The sequence below is a fragment of the Exiguobacterium mexicanum genome (genome assembly GCF_005960665.1).
Lineage (GTDB): Bacteria > Bacillota > Bacilli > Exiguobacteriales > Exiguobacteriaceae > Exiguobacterium > Exiguobacterium mexicanum_A.
Genome location: NZ_CP040676.1, coordinates 2,232,045 through 2,255,861, shown reverse-complemented (window position 1 = coordinate 2,255,861; position 23,817 = coordinate 2,232,045). Strand labels below are relative to the sequence as shown.

General features: G+C 54.5%; 24 protein-coding genes and 1 riboswitch. Of the genes, 19 read left to right on the top strand and 5 right to left on the bottom strand.

Annotated features, from left to right (window positions below):
- Nucleotides 1-27: 27 nt before the first annotated feature.
- Nucleotides 28-1,101 carry a TIGR04053 family radical SAM/SPASM domain-containing protein gene (locus FED52_RS11975; protein WP_138860010.1) on the bottom strand — a complete coding sequence of 358 codons (1,074 nt, stop codon included), beginning with the start codon at nt 1,099-1,101 and terminating at the stop codon, nt 28-30.
- The gene (gene hemG, locus FED52_RS11970; RefSeq protein ID WP_138860009.1) at nt 1,098-2,462 is read right to left on the bottom strand and encodes a protoporphyrinogen oxidase; all 1,365 of its coding nucleotides are present in this window, start codon (nt 2,460-2,462) and stop codon (nt 1,098-1,100) included. Before hemG ends, FED52_RS11975 begins: the two co-directional genes overlap by 4 nt.
- A 112-nt stretch (nt 2,463-2,574) precedes the next feature.
- Here hemG and FED52_RS13905 point away from each other — a divergent pair, with 112 nt between their 5' ends.
- On the top strand, nt 2,575-2,748 hold the full coding sequence (locus FED52_RS13905; protein WP_167491852.1) for a hypothetical protein: 174 nt from the start codon (nt 2,575-2,577) through the stop codon (nt 2,746-2,748).
- A gap of 58 nt (nt 2,749-2,806) precedes the next feature.
- Nucleotides 2,807-3,748: a glutaminase A gene (gene glsA, locus FED52_RS11965; protein ID WP_138860008.1), complete on the top strand. Its 942-nt coding sequence runs from the start codon at nt 2,807-2,809 to the stop codon at nt 3,746-3,748.
- Here glsA and FED52_RS11960 read toward each other — a convergent pair.
- Nucleotides 3,745-4,518, bottom strand: coding sequence for a CHAD domain-containing protein (locus FED52_RS11960; protein WP_034781270.1), 774 nt, complete (start codon nt 4,516-4,518; stop codon nt 3,745-3,747). The two genes, glsA and FED52_RS11960, sit on opposite strands and share 4 nt — an antisense overlap.
- Nucleotides 4,519-4,555: 37 nt before the next feature.
- On the opposite strand from FED52_RS11960, the gene FED52_RS11955 reads away from it, so the two are divergent.
- From FED52_RS11955 to FED52_RS11940, 4 genes are all read left to right on the top strand, one after another.
- Nucleotides 4,556-5,926 (top strand): MATE family efflux transporter, encoded by a 1,371-nt coding sequence (locus FED52_RS11955; RefSeq protein WP_138860007.1) that lies wholly within the window; start codon nt 4,556-4,558, stop codon nt 5,924-5,926.
- Nucleotides 5,927-6,098: 172 nt separating this feature from the next.
- Nucleotides 6,099-7,244, top strand: coding sequence for an N-acetylglucosamine-6-phosphate deacetylase (nagA, locus tag FED52_RS11950; RefSeq protein WP_138860006.1), 1,146 nt, complete (start codon nt 6,099-6,101; stop codon nt 7,242-7,244).
- Nucleotides 7,241-8,005 (top strand): glucosamine-6-phosphate deaminase, encoded by a 765-nt coding sequence (nagB, locus tag FED52_RS11945; protein WP_138860005.1) that lies wholly within the window; start codon nt 7,241-7,243, stop codon nt 8,003-8,005. Before nagA ends, nagB begins: the two co-directional genes overlap by 4 nt.
- A 151-nt stretch (nt 8,006-8,156) precedes the next feature.
- Nucleotides 8,157-9,260 carry an LCP family protein gene (locus FED52_RS11940; RefSeq protein WP_138860004.1) on the top strand — a complete coding sequence of 368 codons (1,104 nt, stop codon included), beginning with the start codon at nt 8,157-8,159 and terminating at the stop codon, nt 9,258-9,260.
- Between the two features lie 33 nt (nt 9,261-9,293).
- Here FED52_RS11940 and FED52_RS11935 read toward each other — a convergent pair whose 3' ends face one another.
- A complete protein-coding gene (locus FED52_RS11935) occupies nt 9,294-10,022 on the bottom strand; it encodes a GntR family transcriptional regulator (RefSeq protein ID WP_034781265.1) in 729 nt (242 codons plus the stop codon).
- Between the two features lie 96 nt (nt 10,023-10,118).
- Here FED52_RS11935 and FED52_RS11930 point away from each other — a divergent pair, with 96 nt between their 5' ends.
- The 11 genes from FED52_RS11930 (at nt 10,119) to FED52_RS11880 (ending at nt 20,608) form a co-directional block, all read left to right on the top strand.
- The gene (locus FED52_RS11930; RefSeq protein ID WP_138860003.1) at nt 10,119-11,279 is read left to right on the top strand and encodes an alanyl-tRNA editing protein; all 1,161 of its coding nucleotides are present in this window, start codon (nt 10,119-10,121) and stop codon (nt 11,277-11,279) included.
- Nucleotides 11,273-11,701, top strand: coding sequence for a GNAT family N-acetyltransferase (locus FED52_RS11925; RefSeq protein ID WP_138860002.1), 429 nt, complete (start codon nt 11,273-11,275; stop codon nt 11,699-11,701). The genes FED52_RS11930 and FED52_RS11925 overlap by 7 nt, the downstream gene beginning before the upstream one ends.
- A gap of 77 nt (nt 11,702-11,778) precedes the next feature.
- Nucleotides 11,779-11,959, top strand: a riboswitch (Lysine riboswitch).
- Nucleotides 11,960-12,073: 114 nt separating this feature from the next.
- The gene (locus tag FED52_RS11920) at nt 12,074-13,273 is read left to right on the top strand and encodes an aspartate kinase (RefSeq protein WP_034781262.1); all 1,200 of its coding nucleotides are present in this window, start codon (nt 12,074-12,076) and stop codon (nt 13,271-13,273) included.
- A 12-nt stretch (nt 13,274-13,285) separates the two neighbouring features.
- A complete protein-coding gene (locus FED52_RS11915) occupies nt 13,286-14,281 on the top strand; it encodes an aspartate-semialdehyde dehydrogenase (RefSeq protein ID WP_034781260.1) in 996 nt (331 codons plus the stop codon).
- A gap of 12 nt (nt 14,282-14,293) precedes the next feature.
- The gene (gene dapA, locus FED52_RS11910; RefSeq protein WP_138860001.1) at nt 14,294-15,175 is read left to right on the top strand and encodes a 4-hydroxy-tetrahydrodipicolinate synthase; all 882 of its coding nucleotides are present in this window, start codon (nt 14,294-14,296) and stop codon (nt 15,173-15,175) included.
- Nucleotides 15,172-15,921 (top strand): 4-hydroxy-tetrahydrodipicolinate reductase, encoded by a 750-nt coding sequence (dapB, locus tag FED52_RS11905; RefSeq protein ID WP_128123933.1) that lies wholly within the window; start codon nt 15,172-15,174, stop codon nt 15,919-15,921. The genes dapA and dapB overlap by 4 nt, the downstream gene beginning before the upstream one ends.
- Nucleotides 15,899-16,606 (top strand): 2,3,4,5-tetrahydropyridine-2,6-dicarboxylate N-acetyltransferase, encoded by a 708-nt coding sequence (gene dapD, locus FED52_RS11900; protein WP_034781255.1) that lies wholly within the window; start codon nt 15,899-15,901, stop codon nt 16,604-16,606. Before dapB ends, dapD begins: the two co-directional genes overlap by 23 nt.
- Before the next feature lie 46 nt (nt 16,607-16,652).
- Nucleotides 16,653-17,579 (top strand): branched-chain amino acid transaminase, encoded by a 927-nt coding sequence (locus tag FED52_RS11895; RefSeq protein WP_128123931.1) that lies wholly within the window; start codon nt 16,653-16,655, stop codon nt 17,577-17,579.
- Between the two features lie 13 nt (nt 17,580-17,592).
- On the top strand, nt 17,593-18,681 hold the full coding sequence (alr, locus tag FED52_RS11890) for an alanine racemase (protein WP_138860000.1): 1,089 nt from the start codon (nt 17,593-17,595) through the stop codon (nt 18,679-18,681).
- Nucleotides 18,651-19,943 carry a diaminopimelate decarboxylase gene (gene lysA / locus FED52_RS11885; protein WP_167491850.1) on the top strand — a complete coding sequence of 431 codons (1,293 nt, stop codon included), beginning with the start codon at nt 18,651-18,653 and terminating at the stop codon, nt 19,941-19,943. Before alr ends, lysA begins: the two co-directional genes overlap by 31 nt.
- Nucleotides 19,944-20,059: 116 nt before the next feature.
- Nucleotides 20,060-20,608: a nitroreductase family protein gene (locus tag FED52_RS11880; RefSeq protein WP_138859999.1), complete on the top strand. Its 549-nt coding sequence runs from the start codon at nt 20,060-20,062 to the stop codon at nt 20,606-20,608.
- A gap of 433 nt (nt 20,609-21,041) precedes the next feature.
- On the opposite strand, the gene FED52_RS11870 is transcribed toward FED52_RS11880, so the two are convergent.
- A complete protein-coding gene (locus FED52_RS11870; protein ID WP_138859997.1) occupies nt 21,042-21,578 on the bottom strand; it encodes a gamma carbonic anhydrase family protein in 537 nt (178 codons plus the stop codon).
- A 120-nt stretch (nt 21,579-21,698) separates the two neighbouring features.
- Between FED52_RS11870 and ade the strand changes: the two genes are divergently transcribed.
- Nucleotides 21,699-23,408: an adenine deaminase gene (gene ade, locus FED52_RS11865; protein WP_138859996.1), complete on the top strand. Its 1,710-nt coding sequence runs from the start codon at nt 21,699-21,701 to the stop codon at nt 23,406-23,408.
- A 117-nt stretch (nt 23,409-23,525) separates the two neighbouring features.
- Nucleotides 23,526-23,810 carry a hypothetical protein gene (locus FED52_RS11860; protein ID WP_138859995.1) on the top strand — a complete coding sequence of 95 codons (285 nt, stop codon included), beginning with the start codon at nt 23,526-23,528 and terminating at the stop codon, nt 23,808-23,810.
- Nucleotides 23,811-23,817 lie beyond the last annotated feature (7 nt).

The window sequence follows — 23,817 nt, the reverse complement described above, 5'->3', positions numbered from 1 at the left end:
GCGCTGGCTGACGCCGGCGCTCTTTGTTTATGCAGTCGGTTCAGGTTGATAGACGCAGTACGGTTCCTCGGCCTTATAGTCGCCGGTGACGGCATAAGCGCGGGCCCGAGACCCTCCGCAGACGTATCGATATTCACAGTAGCCGCATTTTCCGTGGTGTGTATCAGGGTCACGCAGCGATTGGAAGACCGGGTGGTGTCGATAAATCTCAGCGAGCGGTGTCTCTTTTACGTTGCCGCACGTGATCGGCAAAAAGCCGGACGGCTGGACGTCGCCCGTATGCGAGATGAACACGAAGCCGTTCCCGTCATTCGTGCCGCGGGGCGCCTTGGCGAGGTCGTCATGCGGATGGCCGATGGGCGGCAATCCAACTTGTTTTCGCTTCAAATTCTCTTGCCGGGCGATGCGCCGATAAAACTGGGCTTCGGTCGTCGAGATGATGAACGGGACGTGCTCTTGCAACGCGAACGCCCAACGGAGTACATCTTCATGCCGTTCTGGCGAGATTGGCTGGAGGAGTGACCCGCGACCGGTCGGCACGAGGAAGAACAACGTCCATACCGAGACGCCGAGTTCACCGACGAGTTTGGCGATTTCCGGGAGTTGGTCGACGTTATACTCCGTGACCGTCGTATTGATTTGGAATGACATCCCTTCTTCTCGGAAGTAAGAGATGCCACGCAGCGTCCGTTCGAAACTGCCACGCGTTCCCCGGAAGTAGTCATGCGATTTGGCGTCCGGACCGTCGAGTGAGAACGCCCAGCGCGTCAAGCCGGCGTCTTTCGCCCGTTTAACGGCATCATGGGTCACGCGAGGTGTCGCCGACGGGGTCATCGACACACGCATGCCGAGCGAGGCGGCATATTCGGTCAGTTCGAACAAGTCCTCACGCATGAGCGGGTCGCCTCCGGTGAAGACGAGAATCGGATTATCCATCGCCTGGATGTCTCGGATGAGTGCCTTGCCTTGCTCGGTATCGAGTTCACCCGGATACCGATGGAACTGGGCCTCGGCTCGGCAATGGACGCACGATAGCGCACAGGCACGTGTTACTTCCCAGATGACAATAAATGGATTTTCGTTGTAGTCGACTCGTTTCATACGGACACCGCCTGTCTCGCCATCACCCGGGAGACGGCCTGTTTGGCCGAGTCGACGCAGTCGGGGAGACCGACGCCATGCAAGATGGCACCACATGCCTCGATCCCGTCGAGTGTGGACAGCTGCTCTTCGAAAGCGCGCACGTATTGTTTGTGACCGACCTCATATTGCGGCATCGTATCGATGTGCCGTTCGACTTTTGTGAAAATCGGGGTACCGACGTGTTGAATCTTCCGCAGTTCACGCAGCGCGAAGTCGGCGATGGCCTCGTCGGATTCCGTCAACAAGTCGGGAACGAACTCAGATCCGATGTAGACGCGTAAGAGCGCCTTATGTTTTGGTGCCATGTGGGGCCACTTCTTATGCATCCAACTGCAGGCCGTCAAGGCGTTCCCTTCCGCTTTGGCGATGACGTAACCGGTCCCGTCGAGTGCCGCGACCTCTTTTTCATCGAACGCCGCGAGCACGGTGATGGAAGACGTCCGTTTCAAATCGGACAAATTTTCTGCTTCCGGGAGACCGAGAATCGGACCGAGTGCATTCGGCGAAGTGGCCAAAATGATGCCGTCGAACGACTCGGACGTCCCGTCGGCGAGGGTGACTTCATGGGGCCGGACCGCCGCGACCTTCGTCTCTGTATAGAGGCGGTCAATCGACGGGCGAAGCGCCTCGATGAGGACACCGAGACCTTGCTGAAGGGATAGAAACTTCCCGGCTTCACGTGGCTTGACGCCGGCTTGAACAGGTGGTGTCAATGCTTTCATACCGAGAATCAGGCTGCGTGTTTTTTGTTCAATCGTGATAAACTGAGGGAAAGTAGACTCGATGCTCATATCGTCGAGCGTCCCGTTGTAGATTCCCGAGAGAAGCGGTTCAATCATCGCATCGACGACTTCTGATCCGAGCCGGGTCCGGAAGAATTTGTCGAGCGAGATGTCTGTCCCCGTATAGACGCGTGGCAGCACGAGGTCCATCCCGGCCCGAAGTTTACCGCGCCACGTGAACAAATCGGTCTTGACCATCGGCCAAAACTTGGTCGGGATGCCCATGACCGATCCGTCCGGCATTTGTCGAAGCTGTTGGCGGACATAAATGTACGATGTCCCGGTCATCGACCGGACGAGATGATCGTCGAGTCCGAGCTCGGTGATCAGTTCGGTCAATGTCGGTTTTCGGGCCATGTATCCGTCCGGCCCACATTCTAAGACGAAGCCGTCTTGATAGACGGTCTTGATTTTTCCGCCGATTCGATCGCTCGCTTCGTACATGGTGACGTGCGCCCCGGCTTGTTTCGCGTAATAGGCGGCGGCCATGCCTGTAATTCCTCCACCGATAATTGCAATTTTGTTCAATCCATTCACCCATTTCTATGTAGTGTTCTTCCTAACGGTACCGAGAATATTGACGTAGACATAGGATAAGTCTCACATGGTTCTAGACAAATTCGTCACGATTGGGAAGGAGAGGCTCCATATGGTTTGGTTCGGCATAACGGCGACAGTCGTCGTGGTCGGCATTATTGCCTTCATTGCATCGATGAATCGGTACGGGGAGAAGCTCGACGGAGATGAAGACAGCCCGTCGGTCCTTTGGGCTGATGAGGAATGGTATAAGCCAGAAAAGGAAGACGGACCACTTGATGGTTAACCGTCTTCGAATATGATAAGATGACCCGGTTGAAAACTATCGGACATGGGGTGATTGGATGAAAGTATTGGAACAACAGTTGGCGCATTTGGTCGATGAGTGTCGTCCGTACACAGCACAAGGGAAAGTCGCCGACTATATTCCTGAGCTCGCGCATGTACAGGATGATTTGCTCGGCGTGGCGATTTGTTTGCCTGATGGTTCATATATTCATGCGGGGGACGTCCACCATAAGTTCACAATCCAAAGCGTCTCGAAGGCGTTGACGCTCTGTTACGTCTTGATGGAGTTTGGAGAAGATTACGTGTTCTCGAAAGTCGGGATGGAGCCGACCGGCGACGCGTTCAACTCGATTGCCAAGCTTGAAGAGACGGTGCCGTCAAAGCCGCTCAATCCGATGATCAATGCAGGGGCGCTCGCTGTCACGAGCATGATTTTAGGGGACACGGCGGAACTGAAAATCTATCAGTTCCGCCAGTTTTTGGCGACGTTGCTCGACGTGCCGGTGGAGGAAATCACGTATAACGAAAAAGTCGCCCGCTCGGAATACGAGACGACCGACTTGAACCGGGCCTTGCTCTATTTCATGCGCCATCACGGGATTGTCGAGGGTGATGTCGATGAAATCATCGACGTGTACACAAAGCAGTGTGCGATTGAAATCGATTGCTTTGACTTGGCCCGCATTGGCCGAATTTTGTCGGGCAACGGGGAAGACCCGGTCACGGGCGAAGAGGTGATCCCGCGTCGCGTCGTCCGAATCGTCAAAGCGATCATGACGACGTGCGGCATGTACGATGCGTCTGGGGAATTTGCCGTCCGTGTCGGTCTCCCGGGAAAGAGCGGGGTGTCCGGGGCCATCCTTGCGACCGGTAAACACGAGCTCGGACTGAGCGATGTCGGCTTCGGGATTTTCGGACCGGCGCTCGACTCGAAAGGGAACTCAATTGCCGGGATGAAACTGCTCGAACTGCTCGTCGAACGCTACACGTCCCGCTAAAGCTGGATGGCGTCGACCGATTCGTCGAGCCGAGATTGCAGCTCGTGCACGACTTGTTCGTAATCGTCGGCCAAGGCGGCGGGTGGTGTGAAATCGCTCCAACGCAATAACAGTTGATGGCGATCGTTCATGTCGCCAAGCTCGGTCTGGAGCCGCTTCAGTTTTTGAATTTGATCTTTTGAGGCTTTCGTCTCATAGTTCAATAAGTACTCGTTCAAATAGCGCTCGCGTTTCACGGCGAGCCTGACCTTGTGGAGCGTCTCGAGCCGGTCGGACATCTCCGTCGCGTCGTGATGGGCGTCGATCCGTCGTTTGCGGTCGCTCCTCGCTTTATCGATAAATGACGAGGCGTCCTGCTTTTTGAAGGCACGGAACAACTGTCCGCCGATAAAGCGGCGAACTTGTTGGTCGAGCGATGGGGTCATCTTCTCCGTGACGCGCGTATTTAAAATCGTGCGGTCTTTGGCGCGGCTCGCTTCGACGTGATCGGCGAAAGCCTGCTCGAGCTCGGTCTCGACAGCGAGCCCTTCGAGAAGAACGTCCCCGTCACGCACTGCACCGAGCGCCTCCATCAACTGTTTCAACTGACGATACGTGGAAGGTTTCGTGTCGTACAGTTGCATGAATGTCAATAGTTTCCGAAGATGGACCCGCGCTTGGTGGATGTCTTCGCTGTTTTGGAACGTGAGCGCCTCGGTCATATAATGATTGAACGTGTTCCACGTCTCCAAAAGCTCGTATTTTAATTTCTCCGCATTCCGTTGATTCATTCTAATTTTTCCTTTCTGAAATGAGATGAGGTTGTCCATGTATCAAACACATTCACTTAATGAAAAAATTAAACTGTTCTTCACCATCTTCTTCCCGATTTTGGTGACACAAGTGTCCTTTTACTTAATCAGCTTTTTTGACACGGTCATGTCAGGCCGTGCCGGTGCCGTCGATTTGGCAGGTGTCGGCGTCGGGTCGAGTCTATGGATGCCCGTCTATACGGGGTTAAGCGGGATTTTGCTCGCTGTCGCACCGATCGTCGCGCAGGCGCTCGGGGCCCGTAACATCCAACAGATTCAACGAACACTGTATCAAGGTGTATACTTAGCGATCGGACTGAGCGTCGCGACGCTCATCCTCGGGTTCTGGCTCGTCCCGACGGCCGTTGACGGCATGGGGCTGAGCGAAGAAGGTAAACGAATTGCCAAAGGGTATTTGCTCGCACTCGGATTCGGAGTGTTGCCGATGTTCCTGTTCAACGTGTTGCGCACACTCATGGACTCGCTCGGCAAGACACGGATCTCGATGCTGCTTATATTATTAGGGTTACCCATTAATGTCGGGTTAAACTACATCTTCATCTTTGGAAAACTTGGTGTGCCGGCATATGGCGGCGTCGGGGCCGGAATTGCCTCAGCGATCACCTACTGGTTGCTGTTCTTTATGGCGTTCGCGTTCGTCCGGAACGGAAAACCGTTCCTCGAATATCGCTTCCTGCGCTCGGTGGAACGTCTCATGTGGCCGAGACAAAAAGAGTTGCTCAAGCTCGGCACGCCGATCGGTCTCGCCATTTTTGCCGAAGTCAGCATCTTCGCGGCAGTGACATTGCTCCTTAGTGCCTATGGTGACAATATCGTCGCGGCCCACCAAGCGGCCATCAACTTCGCCTCGTTCGTCTATATGTTGCCGTTGTCGGCATCGAGCGCGCTCACGATCGTCGTCGGGTACGAACTCGGGGCCGGGCGACTCAAGGATGCGGTGCGCTATGCTAAAATCGGGATTGTACTCTGTCTGGCCGTCTCGCTCTTCTCGGGTGGTCTTTTGTTCTGGCAAAATGAACGGGTAGCCGCGATTTATACGAACGACGCGGCCGTCGTGGAACTCGCGGCCCACTTCATGATTTTCGCGGTCTTTTTCCAACTGTCGGATGCAGTCGCCGCACCGATTCAAGGGATTTTGCGTGGCTTCAAAGACGTGAACGTGACGCTCGTCTTGTCGCTTATCGCCTATTGGGTGATCGGTCTCCCGCTCGGCTATACACTCGCCGAACAGTTCGGCTTCGGACCGGATGGTTACTGGATCGGGTTGATCGCAGGTCTTGCGGCAGGCGCCGTCTTGTTGTTCATGCGTCTCATTCATATCGTCAAACGGTATGAGGGGAAACCGCTCATGAACGAAATCTCATAACCTGCAAAAGTTGACGTCACTGACGTCAACTTTTGTTGTTTTAGGCATGAATAAGTCGGGCAAAGGATTGAGGGAATCAATCCTTTTTATAAAGCAAAATTGGTCTATACAACTATACTGATTTTTGTTATGATGACGATGAAGCTACTTGAGGAAAGGTGGATGACCAATCATGGTGATCATCAACGCACAGATCGTTTCGGGGGACAAGACATGGGAACGAGGATATATCCGGTTCGAAGGAGCGACGATTGAGAGCGTCGGTTCGATGGATGAGTATAGAGCAGAAGGTGAGACGGAGCTCGATGTGGACGGGGCGCTTGTGACGCCGGGCATGATCGACGTTCATATCCACGGCGGGTATGACGTCGACACGATGGATGCGGATGAAGACCGATTGCGTCATCTCGCCAAGTCGATGCTTGCTGAAGGAGTGACATCATTCTTTGCGACGACGATCACGCAGTCACCGACTGCCATCACGAAGGCGCTACAATCAGCCCGGACTGTCATCGAGGCGGGAGACACGTCGCTCGTCGGCATCCATCTAGAAGGACCGTTCGTCAACGTCGATAACGCGGGGGCGCAACCGGCAGAATATATTATCGACCCCGACGCGGAGCAGTTCCGGACATGGCAACAAAAGGCCGGCGGGCACATCCGTCTCGTCACGTATGCGCCGGAACGTCCAGGGGCACGTGAACTCGAACGAGCGATGCTTGAGACAGGGGCGGTCGGGTCGACCGGGCACACGAACGCCACGTTCGCCGAGAACAAGGAAGCGAACGTCAAACATGCGACGCACTTATACAATCAGATGCGCGGACTTCACCATCGGGAGCCGGGAACGGTCGGCTATTGTTTATTGGAGCGGGACGTCATGGTCGAAATCATTCCAGACGGGATTCACAGCCGTCACGAGATGGTCGACTTCGCCTATCGCATGAAAGGGGCGGACGGGCTCGTCGTCATTACGGACGCAATGCGGGCGAAAGGGCTTCCGGACGGTCGCTATGAACTCGGAGGCCAACCGGTCATCGTTGCGGACGGGGCAGCCCGCCTTGAAGCCGGAAACTTGGCCGGTAGCGTCTTGACGATGGACGCGGCGTTCCGAAACGTGGTCACGTTCACAGGATGCACATTACCTGAAGCGGTGAAGATGACGTCGACGAACCAAGCGCGTGAATTCGGATTGACGAAAAAAGGATCGATTGCGGCCGGCTTTGATGCGGACCTCGTCATTTGGGACGATGCGCTGTCGGTCACGACAACGATTCTTCAAGGACGTATCGCTTATTCGAAGGAGGATATGGAATGAACATACTAGTTGCGAAAACACCGACAGATGCAGAAACGATCGCTTATACACTCATCACTGAACGATTGGCCGGGAAACGAGAGTTCGTGCTCGGGCTGGCGACGGGGAGCACGCCGGTCGGCATGTATCAGATGTTCAAACGTGACAAGCTTGACTGCAGTCATGTGACAAGCGTCAATTTAGATGAGTACATCGGACTTGCACCGAGTCATCCGCAAAGTTATCATCACTTCATGGAAGAACGCCTGTTCAATGACGTCCCGTTCAAAGAGAGCCATCTGCCTCGTGGGGACGCGGAAAATCCGGAAGCGGAAGCGGCACGATACGAACAGCTCGTCCGATCGATTGGGGTCGATCTTCAATTGCTCGGCATCGGAGAGAACGGACATATCGCCTTCAATGAGCCGGGTACCGCGCTCGATGCGAAGACGCACGTGACCGAACTGACCGAGTCGACGCGGGAAGCGAACCGTCGTTTCTTTGACACGATTGAAGAAGTGCCGACACATGCCATCACGATGGGGCTCGATACGATCATGAACGCGCGAGAAATTGTACTCGTCGCAACAGGTGCTCGTAAAGCGGAAGCCGTGCACCACATGATTGAGAGCGTACCGACGATCGAGTGGCCGGCTTCCATCTTACAGGCGCATCCAAGCGTCACCATCGTGCTCGACGCCGAAGCGGCTTCAGGATGCAGTGACGTGTTACAGGCACGTGGCAGCGAAGCGGCTGATCGATTCTTTTCCATCCGAGCTTAACGACCTGGAGACAAGTGTCTCCAGGTTTTTTTATGGCCAACTGTGGGAAATTGTATGGAAATGGATTTGTAAACAAAACGTTTTCGACAAAAGTCGAGGATTCCTCTATAATAGGTGAAGCTCATATCATTCGACCGTGAAGGAGAAACTCATGAATTCAAGAACTCAGGCTCGTAGACGGCGCAAAGGCCCGTCTGCGTTTTATAAGCTGTTCAGCGCCCTCGTATTGATCGCCGTCATCGTTGGCTCGAGCATGTATGGGACAGCGTTTTATAAAGCACATAACATGTTGTCCGGTACGCAAGTGATACTTGAGGATGATCCGACCCTCGAACCGACGCGATTCGATAAAGAGGATACCGAGAGCTTCCTCGTACTCGGGACGGACTTGTCCCCGCAAAAGAAAGCACGCGGGGAGTACGGTCGTTCAGACGTCATGATCGTCGTCATTTTGAACAAGAAGAACAAGCAGACGACGATGCTAAGCATCCCGCGTGACTCGTACGTCAATATCGACTACACGGGCTTCAACATCCCGTACGGCAAGACCGGACTCGATCAAGATAAGATCACGCATGCGTACTATTTCGGATCGATGGATGAATCGAACCCGAACAACGGGATGCGAGTAGCGACGAACACGATCGAAGACTTGGTCGGCATCGATATCGATCACGTCGTCTCGCTCAACTTCCAAGGGTTCGTCGACTTCATCGATGCCGTCGGCGGCGTCGAAATCGATGTTCCGTTCTCGTCGGAACAGAAGAGTTATGACGCTTCCCGTGAAGTCGTCCAAGTCGAAGAAGGATTGCAACAGTTGTCAGGTGAAGAGGCACTCGCTTACGTCCGGAACCGCTATGACGACCCACGCGGTGACATCGGGCGCGGACAGCGCCAGATGGAAGTGATTAACGCGGTCCTTGACCAAGCGCTCGGCACATCACTCATCAACAACTATGACAAGGTGTTGAAGGCGGTCGGTGACAACATGCAGACGACGCTCGGTCCAAACGACTATATGCGCCTGATCGAAGACGTCGGTGCCCTCAACAACACGGTCCAGTATCAGTTGACCGGTGAAGGGGCCCGCGGCAACGACGGCCATTTCTATTACTTCTTGAACGAGCCGTTACTCGAAGAAGTCCGCTATCGTGTCCAACAGGCCGATGCGGGCAATGAAGTGGAGCCGATGACCGATACAGAGCTCGAAACGTATATGTATGACCCTGCCGGCATCACGTACGAAGCACAATAAAAAATGGTTTGCCGTCCGCGGCAAACCATTTTTTTACGTCCGATCCATGGAGACGGTGAACGAGTAGGCGTCACCACGGAACAAGGAACGGCTATATTCGAACATGTCTCCGTTTTCGAGATACGTTCGTTGGTCGATCAAAAGGACAGGGGCGTTCGGAGAAATCGTCAACAGCTTCGCTTCTTCCGGCCCCGCGCTTCGTGCCTCGAGCGTTTGGGTCGCGTTCTTTAATCGAAGGCCGGACTGCTCGGCAAACTCATAGATTGAACCGACGGCAACCGTCTCGGTCAGTTCTGGCAACAAGGCGACCGGGATATACGCGGTCTCGAGGGCGAGCACGTTCTCATCGGCGAGACGCAACCGTCGCATCTCATAGACGGGGGTATCAAGAGACACGCTCAACTTTTGAGCGATTTTCGCTGGGGCTGGAATCGTCTGGAACGATAACAGGCGGCTGAACGGTCGCATGCCTCGATGTTTGATTTCTTCTGAGAAACTCGTCAATCCAGACAAGGCCATCGTGATTTTCTTGTTGGCGACGAACGTGCCTCGGCCTTTTTGCCGGCTTAAGTAACCGGCGTTGACCAAGTTCGTGATCGCTTGTCGGACCGTCATCCGACTGACGTTATAGCGCTCGGAAAACTCCCGTTCGGATGGAATCGATTCTCCGGGTTGAAGCTCGCCGGCATCTATTTGTTGCTTTAAATAGGCTTCGATTTGATAATAAATAGGTAGCGGTGATTGTTTATCAATCTGTAACATGCATATCGCTCCTGACTTCGAAAGTAAGTGTTTCTTATTATAGACCAAATTAGACTAGTTGTCTGAACATATCCTACAGAAAAGGCGGCGACAGCAATGAATTCATGGCAATTTGAAACGACGGTGACCGAGACTCGCACCGATGCGCGCGGGACATGGATCGCGCTTGAATCCACATTATTTTATGCAGAAGGCGGGGGACAACCACCGGATGCCGGCACACTCAACGGAGAGCCCGTGCTCGATGTGCAACGGGTCGACGAGATCGTCTGGCACTTGATCGAACGTGCGCTTGAACCTGGAACGCTTGTGACCGGCATCGTCAACGACGTTGTCCGACGCGACCATTCGATTCAACATACGGCCCAGCACGTGTTGACGGCTTTGCTAGAGGATGAGTACGGTATTCAGACGCTCAGTTTCGGGATTGGGCCAGCCGAGTCTTCGCTTGAAATCGATACGGATACATTCGATTGGGATCAAATCGAGTCGCTAGAACGGGACGTGCAACGTATCGTTTTTGAAAATCGCCCCGTCTCCACATATGAACTGTCGTCCGAAGAAGTCGAACAAGACCGTTTACGAAAAGCGACCGACCGCACCGGAACCGTTCGCATCGTCGCCATCGACGGCCTCGATTACAACGCCTGTGGCGGGACCCATGCGGATTCAACGGGTCAACTCGGAATCGTCCATGTGACCTCGATGAAGAAAGTTCGCGGTAATGTCCGTTTGACGTACGTCGCCGGTCTTCGGGCCTTGGCCGAGGTCCATTCGTCCCGGACCGCGCTACGGACGATTCATCAAACGTTGTCGACGACGAACGAGACGGTCGCCGCCCGTGTCATCGAAGAACGGAATCTTCGGCTCGAGCGGGACAAAGAAGTGAAGGCGCTCGAGGCCCGCGTCGCGAAAGCGAAAGTCGCTGCCTTCTTGCAAGAAGACAATTATGTCATCACCCACATCGGCAAAACGGAAGCAGAGACGCTCACGACGACGATCGTCGAACGCATCGCCGCGACCGGACGGATTGCCGTCGGAGCGAACCACTCGGGACAGAAGCTGTGGCTCATGCATGACGGGACACACGACATCGCCATCGGTAAGTTTTTGAAACGGACGCTCGACGATCTCGGCATCGGTCGAGGGGGCGGCAGTCACAAACAAGCGCAAGCCCGCTTCGAGTCTGTCCTCGAGTTAGAACGAGCGACAGCGGAGATTGTGAAGCGGCTACAGGAAGGAATGGTATCATGTTGAAGATTGAACACGGGAACGACTCGAAACTGATTGAACTGGCCCGGTCTGTGCGGCAAACGGTGTTTATTGGCGAACAAGGGATCGCGCCGGAACTTGAGTATGATGAACTCGACCCGGACTGTATCCATTTTGTCGGAATGGTGGACGCTGAGCCTGTCACGACGGCACGTCTGCGCCCAATCGGTGACGGGGTCGGGAAAGTCGAACGGGTCGCCACACTTGCCACGAAACGCGGTAACGGGTATGCCAAGGAGATCATGCTCGCCATCGAATTTGTCGCGCGGGCGAGGGAGTTACACGAGCTCAAACTAGGGGCGCAACTGACGGCACTCCCGTTCTATGAACGACTCGGGTACGAGGCGTACGGCGATGAATTTTTAGATGCTGACATTCCACATCGGATGATGCACAAGGCGTGGTGACCATTGTTTGAAATTTTCCTTTTTTCTAAAAAAAGGTTGGCAAGCCGGGAAGCATTTGTTATAACTAAAACTAACAACTGACAGATAGAGGTTGCGAATGACATGAGTAAGCTTGATCGACACGGACGCATTCCGGATCGAGCCGAAAGGGGAAATTCGCCGAAGTCGACGTTCGCATGCGTACGAACGAAGGCTGGGGTAGTCGTGAATAACGCCTACACTGCCATGGATGAAATGCCATGGAGCGCTATCTACGGAACGATTCTTTAATCGTTTTTCAACTGCGCGTACAAGCGGCAGACCGTAGGGAGAGTGCTTCCTACCGGTCTGCCGCTTTTTCTGTTGGTGGACATTATGAAAGTGGGGAACCTGATGACAACCGTATTGAAATTCGGAGGCAGCTCCGTTGCCACGATTGAACAAATCCAGGCCATTGCTGAATATTTACAGACTCGGGCCGCCGCCGGTGAAAAGCTCGTCGTCGTCGTTTCCGCGATGGGGAAAACGACGGACTCACTCTTGTCACTCGCCAAACAAATCACGGAACGTCCGATGATTCGTGAACTTGACCGCTTGCTCGCGGTCGGTGAGGAGCAGACGATCAGCCTGCTCAGCATCGCTTTGAACTCTCGGGGCGTGGCCGCCATCTCGCTCACCGGACAACAAGCCGGCATCGACACGATGGGCATTCACACGAAAAGTAAAATCAAAGCGATTCGAAAAGAAGTGTTAGAAGAAAAACTTCGGACGTATGACGTCGTCATCGTCGCCGGTTTCCAAGGTGTCAACGAGTTCGGTGATGTGACGACGCTCGGACGGGGTGGGTCGGACACGACGGCCGTCGCCTTGGCTGCCGTGCTCAGCAAACGTTGTGAAATCTATACAGACGTCGCCGGGGTCTACACGGCTGACCCACGTATCCACAAAACGGCACGCCGACTAGACACGGTCTCGTATGACGAGATGATGGAGATGAGCGCGCTCGGGTCGAAAGTGATGGAGATGAGAAGCGTAGAGCTCGCGAAAAAATTTGATGTGAACATTTTTGTAGGGAAGACGCTTGCAAGCGAAGGAGGAACATGGATCATGGATATGACACAGGCGATGGAACAAAAAGCGGTGACGAGCGTGAGCGTCGTGAAAAACGTGCTCAGTGTCTCAATCAAACACATTCCACATTCGGTGGCAGGAGTTGCCGACATTTTCGAGAAGTTGTCACAGCGTCATGTCAATATCGATATGATCAGTCAGACGGCGTTCGATGGAGAAGTGTTCTTATCGTTCACGTGTCCGCTCGATGAAGAGGCGTTCCTCGAAGAAGCGCTCGCGGAATTGACCGAGACGTTCCCGCAAATCAAAATCGACCGTCATACCGAACATGCGAAAATCTCGGTCGTCGGCATCGGGATGCGTGACGCGACCGGAGTCGCGTCCGAATTGTTCGCCACGTTCCGTGAAAGCGGGATCCCATTCTATCAAGTCACGACATCCGAGATCAGCATCTCGTACACGATTAACGATCAAGACGTTGAAACGGCGGTCGCAGCTATCGCCGAACGTTTCCATTTATAAGGGGGAGTCACCATGTATAACGTAGCCGTCGTCGGCGCGACCGGAGCCGTCGGTCAAAAAATGATTGAAGTCTTGACCGAATACGAGTTTCCAATCAACGAATTATTGCTTTACGCTTCAGCCCGTTCAGCCGGAAAGACCGTGAACGTGAACGGAAAAGATGTCGTCATCCGGGAACTGTCGGACGCGATTTACGCCGACCCGATCGATATCGCGCTTTTCTCAGCCGGGGGGAGCCTCAGTGAACAATATGCGCCTCGTCTGAGTGAACAAGGGGTCATCGTCATCGATAACTCGAGCGCGTTCCGGATGCAAGCGGACATCCCGCTCATCGTCCCGGAAGTGAACCGAGTCGAACTGAGCCCGGACAAGACACTCATCGCCAATCCGAACTGCTCGACGATTCAATCGGTCGTCGCACTCGCACCGCTTGCGGAAGTATACGGGTTGACGCGCGTCGCTTACACATCGTATCAAGCCGTCTCCGGGTCGGGTCAAAAAGGGATTGAAGACTTGGAACGCGGAGCGCGCGGCGAGGAACCGAAAAACTATCCGTATCCGATTTACGATAACGTCTTGCCGCATATCGATGTGTTCTTAGAGAACGGTTATACGAAAGAAGAACAGAAGATGATCGAGGAAACACGTAAAATTTTGAACGCGCCGAACCTCGGGGTGACGGCGACATGCGTCCGTGTCCCGGTCCGTAACAGCCACGCCGTCTCCATCACGGTCACGCTCGACCGCGAGGCGACGCTAGCCGAAGTGAAAGCCGTGCTCGCGGACGCGCCAGGTGTCGTCCTCATGGACAACCCGGGCGAACTCGTCTATCCGACACCGCTCGATGCGAACGGGACAGACGACGTGTACGTCGGTCGTGTCCGTGTCGACGAGTCACAGCCGAACACGTTCCATCTCTGGTGTGTCGCTGATAACGTTCGAAAAGGCGCGGCAGCGAACGCCGTCCAAATCGCCCAATGCATGATTGGGCAGACTGCTACGAAATAAGGGGGAGATTATATGTTCACAGGAGTCGCAACCGCACTCGCCACACCGTTTCAAGCAGACGGTCAGTTACATCTCACAGCGTGGGAAGCGTTGATTGAAGACCAAATTAAAGAAGGTGTCAGCGGCCTCGTCATCGGCGGAACGACTGGTGAAGGCATGACCATCACGGACGACGAGTTCGAGACGCTTCTCGTCAAAGCGATTGAAGTCGCTGCCGGCCGTGCCGTCATCATTGCCGGTACCGGGTCGAACAACACGGCGCTCAGCATTCAAAAGACGAAACGGGCCGCCGAGCTCGGAGCCGAGATGGCGATGGTCGTCACGCCTTATTACAACAAGTCGACGCAAGCGGGTCTGATTGCCCACTTCACAGCGATCGCCGACGCGTCACCGATTCCGCTCATGCTCTACAACGTACCATCGCGGACGGGCGTCGCCCTTGATCCGGCAACGGTTGGGGAACTCGCCGATCACCCACGCATCGCTGCGCTCAAGGAAGCGAGCGGGGATATCTCGGTGATGGCTCAAATGATGGCGCACGTGCCGGAAGGCTTCCCAGTCTATTGCGGGAACGATGATCAAATCCTTCCTTATATGGCTTGGGGCGCGCAAGGTGTCGTCTCGGTCCTCTCGAACGTCTATCCGGGCGCGACGGTCGCTTTAGCCGAAGCGCTCCTCGCCGGAGATTTAGAGACGGCCCGCACATGGCAGCTCCGACTGCTCCCGGTCATCGACGAATTGTTCGCGGAAGTGAACCCGATTCCAGTCAAAGCGGCATTAAATGCACGCGGCTTCGAGTTCGGTGCACCACGTCTCCCGCTCGTCCCGATGAGCGCGACGGCCGAGGCCCGCTTGTTGTCGGCAATGGAGCAGTTCAATGAGGTGAGACAGTGAACTTACTCATTCATGGCTACGGAGCGATGGGACAGATCGTCGAAGAAGTCGCCCGGACACAAAACTTGAACGTTGCGGCCATCGTCTCACCGGCCGGAGGGGAGCATCCCGTCTCGTTGCAAGACGTCGAGGCCGACGTCGATGTCGTCATCGACTTCTCGAACCCGGCACTGTTAGATGATGTGCTCGCTTTCGGGAAAGCCAAGCAAATCCCGCTCGTCATCGCGACGACGGGTTTCTCGGAAGCGGAACTTGCCAAAATTGAAGCGGCGTCTCAGGAGATCCCGATTTTCCAGTCGTATAATACGTCTTATGGGATCGCGCTCCTGAAACAGTTGCTCGACCAACTCGTCCCGCTCACGCTCGGTTATGACATCGAAGTGATTGAGGCGCACCACCGTAAAAAAGTCGACGCACCGAGCGGCACGGCGGAACTGCTCGCCCGTGCCATCGAAGCCAAACGCGATGTGACACCGGTATATGACCGGACACCGCGCCGCGAAGCGCGTGCAGCCGATGAACTCGGCATGCACTCGGTACGCGGGGGGACGATTTTCGGTGAACATACCGTCCTCTTTGCCGGAGACGACGAAATGCTCGAATTGAAACATACGGCCCTGTCCAAACGCGTCTTCGCGAACGGGGCACTCGCCGCGGCGGCAACGATTCTCGACCGCCCGGCCGGATTATACAATTTAACGAACCTATACGAGGAGGCCACTCATGTTACTCACAAACGCTTATGAAATCGCGCAATACATTAAAGATGCCAAGAAAGAAACGCCTGTCAAACTATACGTCAACGGTCAGTTGGCCGGTCTAGACATCGAAGGGGCGAAAGCATTCGGGACCGACGAATCGAAATTATTCCTCACGACGGCCGAACGCGCAGCCGCTTTCGTTGAAGCGAACGCAGCGGTCATCACAGATACGCATCTCGAATACGACCGCCGGAACAGCGCCGTGCCGATGCTCGACACGACGAAATTGAACGCGCGCATCGAACCAGGTTCGTTCATCCGGGACCACGTTCAAATCGGCAATAACGTCGTCGTCATGATGGGTGCCGTCATCAATATCGGTGCCGTCATCGGTGACGGATCGATGGTCGACATGAACGCGGTCATCGGTGCCCGTGGAACGCTCGGGAAGAACGTCCATCTTGGAGCCGGCGCGGTTGTCGCCGGTGTCCTTGAGCCACCTTCAAAAGACCCGGTCATCATCGAAGACGGCGTCATGGTCGGTGCGAACGCCGTCATCTTGGAAGGCGTCCGTGTCGGTGAAAACGCAGTCGTCGCAGCAGGGAGTGTCGTCACGCAAGACGTCCCAGCAGGAAGCGTCGTCGCCGGAACACCAGCCCGTGTCATTAAGCAAAAAGATGAAAAAACCGCAGAAAAAACACAACTTGTTGATGACTTACGCTCCCTGTAACGTATAATAGACAGAAAATATAAACAATGAATGGGAGAGTTGAACAATGGAACAGTATGGACAATGGATGTGGCAAGACGGGGCTTGGATCGAGCCGAGTGACGCGAACACGAGTATCATGACGCACGCGATTCACTACGGTAGCGGGTTCTTCGAAGGGATTCGGGCATACCATACAGAGGAAGGCCCGGCCATCTTCCGACTCCGTGAACACTTGGAGCGACTCGTTCGTTCGTGTGCATACTATCACGTCGACTTGCCGTACACGGTCGATGAGCTCGAACAAGCGACAATCGAATTGATTGAACGCAACGGCTTCGAGGCTTGTTACATCCGCCCATTCGTTTTCCTCGGCACACCTTGGCAGGCACTCATGCCGACGCAGGAAACGAAAGTACACGTCGCGATCTCGTGCTGGCCGCTCGGCGAATATTTCAGCAAGACGGTCGGGATCCGCGCGAAAGTCGCCTCGTATCGTCGTGTCTCTTCGACGATGATGCCGATGCAAGCGAAAGCGGCGGCGAACTATATGAACTCGCAACTCCTTAAAGGAGAAGCGGTGCGCGATGGATATGATGAAGCGATCGCCCTCGACATGAACGGAAACGTCAGCGAGGCGAGCGTCGCCAACATCTTCCTCGTCAAAGGAAACAAAATCGTCACACCGTCACTTGATTGCTCGGTGCTCGACGGCATCACGCGTCAAACGGTGATCGAACTCGCCCGTGAGGAAGGGTTCGAGGTCATCGAACGCCACATCGGACGTGACGAACTATATGTCGCAGATGAAATCTTCTTAACGGGGACGGCGGCTGAAGTGACGAGCGTCATCGAAATCGACAACATCTCAATCGGCGGCGGCGTCCAGACGGTCGCGACGAATATGCTCGCGCGTTACCGTGAGGCTGTGACGGGTCAAATTCCGACACACCGCGATTGGATCACGTTCGTCAAAGCTGGAGTCAAAGAATAAAGGAGTTTTTTGTATGGGAGTCACAATTGACTTGAATGCGATTCGCGAAAACAAACGTCGGATTGAAGCGCTTGGCCGACCGGTGTTCGCCGTCGTGAAAAACAACGCCTATAACTTAGGGATGGAGCCAGTTGTGACGACACTGTATGAAGAAGGGGTGCGTCACTTCATGGTGACGACGCTGGACGAGGCGAGCGAGGTCAGGGCATCAGCTCCGGAAGCGCGCGTTCTCGTCATGAACCCGGTCTACGACTGGGCAACCGTCCATCGTGACCATCTTGACGTCGCCATCGGTTCCTATGACTGGCTCGTCTCGCAACGGGATCAGTTGGACGGTGTCCGCCTTCATTTAAAGCTTGACGTCGGGATGAACCGATTCGGTGCCAAGACGTTCAAAGAAGCGCTGGCCATCGTCGCGTTTTGCCAAGACGAGGGGCTCGACCTCGTCGGGTTATGTACTCATTTCCCGCTCGCTGACGCCGACAACGCAGAAATCGAACACAGTGTGCACGTGGAACGGTTCGCCGACTGGTCGAATCGTCTCATCGAACGGCATTCGTTCGACATCGTGCATGCGGCCAATAGCGCCGCGACACTACAAGCGGATCCGCGCCTCGGGCATTGCACCCATGTGCGCGTGGGAATCTTCCTTTATGGCTACTCTTCGGTCGAACCGGTCGATTGGCTCATCCCGGCGTTTCACTGGGATGCGGAAGTCGTCGCCGTCCATGACATCGAGGCCGGTGCCCACGTCGGTTACGGTACGGGCTACACGGCCGAGACGAATGAACGCATCGCTGTGCTCTCGGTCGGTTATGGCGACGGACTTATGCGAGCCCGGCGCTTCTTACCGGCCCACATCGAAGGACGGGCCTATCCGTTCATCAGCAACATCTTCATGAGCCACAGTTTTTTACGCGTCGATGACACGATTCAAGTCGGAGACCGTGTGGAGCTGTACGGCCATCTCACGAAAATCGATGACGTGACCCGCACCGGGCACGCCAACAATTCAGAACAATTATGCGCACGCTCATGGCGTGTCCCGCATCGCTTTGAAGGAGGCAATGTATGTACACCACCAACCAATCAGTTTGTATGATCGAAGGCGTGTCCGTCCGTGAACTTCAAGCGACGTACGGGACACCGCTCTATATCATGAGCGAGCCTGAACTTGAGCGTCGCCTCGCCCTCGTCCGTAACGCGTTCCTCGACAAGTATCCGAACACATATGCGCTCTACGCATCAAAAGCGATGTCGATCGCGGCCGTGTACGACAAAGTGATGGCAGCGGGCTTAAGCATCGACGTCGTCTCACGCGGTGAGATGTTCGTCGCGCTCCACGCAGGTGTCCCGGCTGACCGGATTCACGTCCACGGGTCGAACAAGACGGTGCAGGACATCACGTTCGCACTCGAGAACGGCATCACCCATTTCACGATTGACAATATGCGCGAAATCGGACTGTTGTCGGGCCTCGCTGTCGAACACGATGTCGACGTCGACGTCCTGCTCCGCATCGTCCCACAAGTCGTCGGAGGCGCCCATGAGGCGATTCAGACGGGTGGGGTCGACACGAAGTTCGGCTTCCCGACCCACGACGACACGTATCTCGAAGCGATCAAGGCGACGCTGCAGGCGGAACGTCTGCATTTGCAAGGCATCCACTGTCACGTCGGCTCGCAGATTCAAGAACCGACGTTGTTCATCAATACCGTCAAGACGATGGTCAACTTCATCGAGACGATCCGTCAAGAGACAGGATACACGGCCGACGTCTTGAATATCGGTGGTGGCTTCGGTGTCGCCTATCTCGAGTCGGACGACCCGCTCGACTTCGCCGACACGATGACACAAGTGATGGACACGCTCGTCGCGGAAGTAGAACGCTTCGGCTTTCCGCTCCCGAAAATTGGGATCGAACCAGGCCGTTGGCTCGTCGCCAACGCCGGCGCGACGCTCTATGAAGTCGGGACGGTGAAAGAAGTGAGCGGTGTCCGCACGTACGTCTCGGTCGACGGAGGCATGACGGATAACATTCGTCCCGCCCTCTATGATGCCGAGTATGATGTGATTGTGGCGACACGGATGGATGAGCCGAAGACGATTGAAGCAAAAATCGTCGGGGCGTGTTGCGAGTCGGGAGACATCATCTCGAACCGTTCGCTCATCCCGCCGGTCGAAGCTGGCGATCTCCTCCTCGTCAAAGCGACGGGAGCGTACAATTTCTCGATGGCGAGCAACTATAACCAGATGCTCCGTCCGGCCGTCGTGTTCGTGAAAGACGGGACACATCGTCTCGTCGTCCGCAGACAGACGCTCGAGGACTTGGTCGCCTGTGAGGTCGTCGGGCAATCGACATGATAGAACGAACGCATTCCTGACTCAGGGATGCGTTCTTTTTGTCGAAGTCATTCTCCTTCAAATGAGAAATGTTTTCAATTATGATGGAATAGATAACAGAGGGGGAAGTGACTTCAATGGAAAAGACAGCAGGACAACAGTTGATCGAGTCGCGGCGGACGATTCGGATGTTCACGGAAGAACCGATTGCGACGAAAGTACTCTATGAGTTGTTGGCATCGGCGCATCAGGCACCATTTCATAACAAAGTCGAACCGTGGAATCTCTATTTGTTCAACGGGGATGGAAAAGACGTCTTGCTTCAGGCGCTCGAACCGGCGTTTCAAGATGGACCAGAGGCGAAGCGCGAGAAAATCGCGGGACGCATCCGGAACGCGGCAGCTTGCGTCTACGTGACGACGAAGCATTTCGAGACGGACAAAGGGAAGAAAGATGCGCTGCTCGCGACGGCGACGATGATTCAAAACTTTCATTTATTATGTAGTGAGCAACAGATCGGCCTCGTCTGGCGGACGGGCGGTATTTTTGAGGATGTCAGGCTTCAAGAGATGATTGGGGCTGAGGGTGAGACGTTTGTCGGACTGCTCCAGCTCGGTCGTTACGAAGACGTACCGCCTACGAAGCAACGTCAATCGATTGACGCTTGCTTGACGATTTTTGAGTGAACGAAAAGGTCCGAGCGTAGGTGACTACGATCGGACCAGTATTTATAGGTCAATGCGACTGAGCCGTTCATGTGAGCGCTCAGTTTATTTTTTTAACTTGGTTGCGAGCCAGTCTTGAATGACATTCGTTGGAATCATTGTGTTCACGTTCCCTTAACTTTAGTTTCTTCCTCTTTAGTATTATCCGATTGCAATCGTTCCCAAACCTCTCGATGTGTTCCTTGCAGCGTATCGTCGAACGAATCCTCGATATGCAGACAATAGCTTGGGTTAATGGACGAGGCGTACAAGTCTAACATGAGTTCGGCATGGTTTGGATACATTACAATTGGCCCCTTTCGACACGTCGGCTTGACTACATCCTCAGTATACAAAGGAAACATGAAGAAAAATCGGGATAATCGTTAACAATTTATGAATCTTGTAAACGCTTTCACAATCTTTGTGTCGATGTGAGTGGCTCGCATGTCGTCAAGTACTGCTCAGCCCGTTTCGCGTATTTGTTGACGGTCCGTTCCATGATGAAGCGATCCTCGTCATTGAGCGGACGGACGACTTTGGCGGGCACGCCCATGACCATGACGCCCTCCGGGATTTGCATGTTCGGTGTGACGAGAGCACCAGCGGCGATGAACGAGCCCTTCCCGATTTTTGCCCCGTCGAGAACGGTGGCATGCATCCCGATGAGACAACCTTCTTCAATCTCACAGCCGTGAATCATCGCCATATGTCCGATGGAGACGCGGTCATGGATGATGGTCGGGGAACCTTCATATTGGTGGACCATCGATCCGTCTTGGATATTCACGTAAGAACCAATTTGAATCGGTCCTTCATCGCCGCGGATGATCGTATTGAACCAGACGCCGGAATGGGCGCCAATCGTGACATCGCCGATGACGTGCGCCCCTGGTGCGATGAACACCGTCTTATCAACATGTGGAATCAATTCTCCTAATTTGTATTGCATATGTGTAACCCCTTTCAAACGGATATGCTTTCATTGTCGCATAAGTTGAAAAAGAAATTGCACCGGAAAGATTATTCTTGTTAAGATAGTAAAAATACGTAGAAAAAAGGAGACACACAGATGGAGAAACAACATTTGATCGACGTCGCGGCGAAAAAAAAGAAAGCAGCGGTCGTCTTTAAAGATGTGGCGGTCATCGACGTCTACAGCCGTGAGACGATTCGCACCGACGTCGTCGTCGACGCCGGCTATATTGTGGCCATTGGGGACGGCTACGAAGGGGAGACCGAATACCATGACCCGTCTTGGACGCTCGCACCGTCATTCATCGATGCGCATGTCCACATCGAGTCGTCGATGGTACCTCCTCACGAGTTCGCCAAAGCGGTGCTTCCGCTCGGGGTGACGACGGTCATCGCCGATCCGCACGAGATTGCGAACGTGAACGGGGCACTCGGCATCGAGTATATGCTCGCCGACGCTAAAGGGTTGCCGCTCGACGTGCGGATGATGCTCCCGAGCTGTGTGCCGGCGACGCCGTTCGAGCACGCCGGGGCGAAGCTATACGCCGAGGACTTGGCCCCGTTTTTAGGGGACCCGGGCGTCCACGGTCTCGGCGAGGTGATGGACTATCCGTCCGTCGAGTCGGGGAGTGCGGATATGCTTCAAAAGATCGCACAAACCGAACACGTCGGGAAAGTCGTCGACGGTCATGCCTCAGGTCTTGGCCCGGATCAGTTGAACGTGTATCGCACGGCCGGCATCATGACCGATCATGAATGTACGACGGCTGAGGAGGCGCTCGAACGGGTGCGGCGCGGCTTTTACGTTCAAATTCGTGAAGGGTCGGTTGCCCGGAACGTGGAAAAAGTCAGCCGGGCCATCACGGAGAGCAACGCCCACCGGTTCTTATTCTGTACGGACGATAAGCATTTGGACGATCTCGTCGCCGAAGGCGGGATCGACTACAACATTCGCATGGCGATCAAACAAGGTGTCAAACCAGAAACGGCCTATGCCATCGCTAGTCTGCACGCGGCCGAGGCATACGGACTCAAAGATGTGGGTGCCGTCGCTCCGGGCAAACGAGCAAACTTTGTGATCTTGTCAGACGTCCAATCGGTAAAAATCGAAACCGTCTACGTGAACGGGGAAGTCGTCGCCAAAGATGGCAAGGCGACGTTCGAAGCCGACGGGATTGAAGTGCCGAAACCGATGAAAGGTGAGCTCAAACTACCCGATTTGACGGCGGACTCGTTCCGTCTAGCCGTGAAAGAAGAAGCGGTCGATGTGATTCAAGTATTGCCGAACAGTCTCTTGACGAAGCGACAGCGTCTTGTCTTCACACCTGACGCGTCCGGAGCCGACCTCGCCCAAGACATTGCCACGCTCGCCGTCATCGAACGCCACCACGGGACGGGTCATATGGCCCTGGCACCGGTGACAGGGTTCGGCTTGAAGCGGGGTGCGCTCGCGGCGACGGTCGCCCATGATAGCCACAACCTCGTCATCGCCGGGGTGAGCCCAGACGACATGTTGCTCGCTGCCGAAACACTTGAAAAAGTGGGCGGTGGTGTCGTCGCGGTGTCAGAAGGGAAGGTGCTGGCGGTCTTGCCGCTCGAAATTGGAGGACTCATGACGAAACGTCCGTATGCGGAAGTGGCGGACGTGCTCGAACAGTTGAACGATGCGCTCGACGTCGTCGGCGCCCATCGTCATTTCAATCCCTATTTGACGATGTCATTCCTTGCGCTCCCGGTCATCCCGGATTTGAAGTTGACCGATATGGGACTATTCGATGTGACGACGTTCTCATTCATCGAGTCGTAAGTCAGTCTAACGTATGATTTTTGTTAAGAACGACCCGAAACGATTGAACGCTCTTGGTTAAGTTGGTATAGTTACGACAAGTTTCATCGGTACAAATGGAAAGGGGGGATATAACAGATGGAACAAGTTGCTTACAACAGGTCGTATGATGAACATGAGGATTTGATCAATTCTGTGTATCGTGCCTTCCAGGATCGATGTGAAGAATTGCCTGACGAGACGCGGACGAAACGGCGGTTGCGTCAACTCGTCTTACTGACGATTAAAGACCATACATCGTCACACGCCGAACGATTCGTCTTGTATCATTTCTTTAGTGATTTCTTTAAAGCGGTCGAGTCTGACGATCAAGCCGCACTCGCTGTGTTAAAACAAATCATCCGAGATGAAAAAAACTATTGATTAGTCA

Coding starts and splice junctions, on each gene's coding strand:
- FED52_RS11935 (WP_034781265.1), bottom strand. CDS start 10,022: ATGTTACAGATTGATAAACAATCACCGCTACCTATTTATTATCAAATC.
- FED52_RS11960 (WP_034781270.1), bottom strand. CDS start 4,518: ATGAATCAACGGAATGCGGAGAAATTAAAATACGAGCTTTTGGAGACG.
- FED52_RS11925 (WP_138860002.1), top strand. CDS start 11,273: ATGTTGAAGATTGAACACGGGAACGACTCGAAACTGATTGAACTGGCC.
- FED52_RS11930 (WP_138860003.1), top strand. CDS start 10,119: ATGAATTCATGGCAATTTGAAACGACGGTGACCGAGACTCGCACCGAT.
- glsA (WP_138860008.1), top strand. CDS start 2,807: ATGAAAGTATTGGAACAACAGTTGGCGCATTTGGTCGATGAGTGTCGT.
- lysA (WP_167491850.1), top strand. CDS start 18,651: ATGTACACCACCAACCAATCAGTTTGTATGATCGAAGGCGTGTCCGTC.
- dapD (WP_034781255.1), top strand. CDS start 15,899: ATGTTACTCACAAACGCTTATGAAATCGCGCAATACATTAAAGATGCC.
- FED52_RS11920 (WP_034781262.1), top strand. CDS start 12,074: ATGACAACCGTATTGAAATTCGGAGGCAGCTCCGTTGCCACGATTGAA.
- FED52_RS11860 (WP_138859995.1), top strand. CDS start 23,526: ATGGAACAAGTTGCTTACAACAGGTCGTATGATGAACATGAGGATTTG.
- nagB (WP_138860005.1), top strand. CDS start 7,241: ATGAACATACTAGTTGCGAAAACACCGACAGATGCAGAAACGATCGCT.
- ade (WP_138859996.1), top strand. CDS start 21,699: ATGGAGAAACAACATTTGATCGACGTCGCGGCGAAAAAAAAGAAAGCA.
- dapA (WP_138860001.1), top strand. CDS start 14,294: ATGTTCACAGGAGTCGCAACCGCACTCGCCACACCGTTTCAAGCAGAC.
- FED52_RS11915 (WP_034781260.1), top strand. CDS start 13,286: ATGTATAACGTAGCCGTCGTCGGCGCGACCGGAGCCGTCGGTCAAAAA.
- FED52_RS11940 (WP_138860004.1), top strand. CDS start 8,157: ATGAATTCAAGAACTCAGGCTCGTAGACGGCGCAAAGGCCCGTCTGCG.
- FED52_RS13905 (WP_167491852.1), top strand. CDS start 2,575: ATGGTTTGGTTCGGCATAACGGCGACAGTCGTCGTGGTCGGCATTATT.
- FED52_RS11975 (WP_138860010.1), bottom strand. CDS start 1,101: ATGAAACGAGTCGACTACAACGAAAATCCATTTATTGTCATCTGGGAA.
- FED52_RS11870 (WP_138859997.1), bottom strand. CDS start 21,578: ATGCAATACAAATTAGGAGAATTGATTCCACATGTTGATAAGACGGTG.
- alr (WP_138860000.1), top strand. CDS start 17,593: ATGGGAGTCACAATTGACTTGAATGCGATTCGCGAAAACAAACGTCGG.
- FED52_RS11880 (WP_138859999.1), top strand. CDS start 20,060: ATGGAAAAGACAGCAGGACAACAGTTGATCGAGTCGCGGCGGACGATT.
- nagA (WP_138860006.1), top strand. CDS start 6,099: ATGGTGATCATCAACGCACAGATCGTTTCGGGGGACAAGACATGGGAA.
- FED52_RS11895 (WP_128123931.1), top strand. CDS start 16,653: ATGGAACAGTATGGACAATGGATGTGGCAAGACGGGGCTTGGATCGAG.
- FED52_RS11955 (WP_138860007.1), top strand. CDS start 4,556: ATGTATCAAACACATTCACTTAATGAAAAAATTAAACTGTTCTTCACC.